1 protein-coding gene is annotated in these 1,435 nt (G+C 52.9%); it reads right to left on the minus strand.

The annotated features are described in order from the left end of the window. Window positions 1-104: 104 nt before the first annotated feature. Window positions 105-1,435: aryl-sulfate sulfotransferase (locus Q0338_RS04405; protein ID WP_298085696.1), on the minus strand; the 1,331-nt coding region annotated here is incomplete at its 5' end.

Below are 1,435 nucleotides of genomic sequence, written 5' to 3' on the forward strand. Positions count from 1 at the left end.
AAGCGGCAAGCCAAATTTTCTTTCAAATTTAACTCGCCGCGAAAATCCAGCCGCGCGCCGAGTTTTGGCGGCGGCTAGAAAAACTAAACCAGAAAGGTCAAATTTTAATACTCAAAGATATTCGGATCGATCACCATCGCGCGGTAGGCTACGTCGTCTCTAGACGCGGACTCCACGTCCATCTCAAATTTGACGTCGTTTGTTTTCGGATCGATCTCCACGAGCACCATTTTGATCGTCTTATCGGGCTTTAGCAGATAGACGTTCGAGCTTGAGATGAAGTATGTACTTTTATCCTTTTGCCACTCCACGACGCTAGTAACCGCGCTATAGAAGTCAAATCCGCGCTCCTTGCCAAACTCCCACGTCTGCTCGACCGTGCCCTTTTTCTCGTCGATCTTGTACTCGACCGCGCGCGAGTATTTTTCCTCTTTTAGCGCAGGCTGCTCCATACCGCGGCCGTCGCCGTTGTCAAATACGCTGATGTGCTTGATTGGGCCCTTGTTATCGTAGCGCGGAGTGAGCCACGCGGTGTGCTGCGTCCACGACCAGTCGAAGTCGCCCTCGCATTTTGAGTTTTCGCATTTGATTTTGTTGCCGTTTTTATCCACGGGCACTAGCACTTTTTCTTTAAAGTCCGCGCTCCAGCCCTCAGGCGATGCGAGGATCCATTTTACCTTTTTGTCGCGGCCGATCTTGACGATGCCTTGGTGGCGAAGCGAGAGGATGATGCCGTCGTCGCTAGGATCGTGCGAGATCGAGTTTACGTGCGCCCAGTTGCGTCCCGTGCCGGTCGAGGTCACGTCGCCGAAAGGCAGATCGTCGCTGATTTTGATCTCTTTGGCGTCCATATCGATATTTAGGCATACGGCGCGAGCGTCAAGAGCCTTGATGAGGTTGCTGCGGTAGACGTTTTTGCCGAAAATTTCATTCAGATCCCACTCGTCCACGACCTTGCCGCTGCCGTCCACTTCGATGATGTGATCTCTGATCGTGTGCGAGAGCCTGCCGTCTGCGTGGTGGTAGTTGTATTTACCGACGCGAAGCAGCAAGTGATCCCCCTTAAGCGGCATCACCTCGTGGCTAAGGTCGATGTAGCCGCGCGGCAGCTCGCGATTATACACCTCCTTGCCCATCATATCGTAGCGCATATATCGCTGCGCCATGCCCCAGCTCAGATCGCCGTTTGGCAGCTGATGAAAGCCCATCATCATGCCGCCGTCCATCACTCTGCGCTCGCTGCGGTCGTAAAATTTCTGATAGTCCAGATACCATCTGACCTCGCCCTGCGTATCGACGACGAAATTTTCGGTGAAGTCGTTCCAGCTAGCAGCGCCGCCGTTTTTCCAATCAAGCGGCTTATAGACGCTCGTGATAGTGTTGTTGATGAGATAGAGCCTGTTTTTAAACGCGGGGTCGACCTTTTTGACCTTCA

This window comes from uncultured Campylobacter sp. (assembly GCF_938018145.1).
In the GTDB taxonomy this organism is placed as follows: Bacteria; Campylobacterota; Campylobacteria; order Campylobacterales; family Campylobacteraceae; genus Campylobacter_A.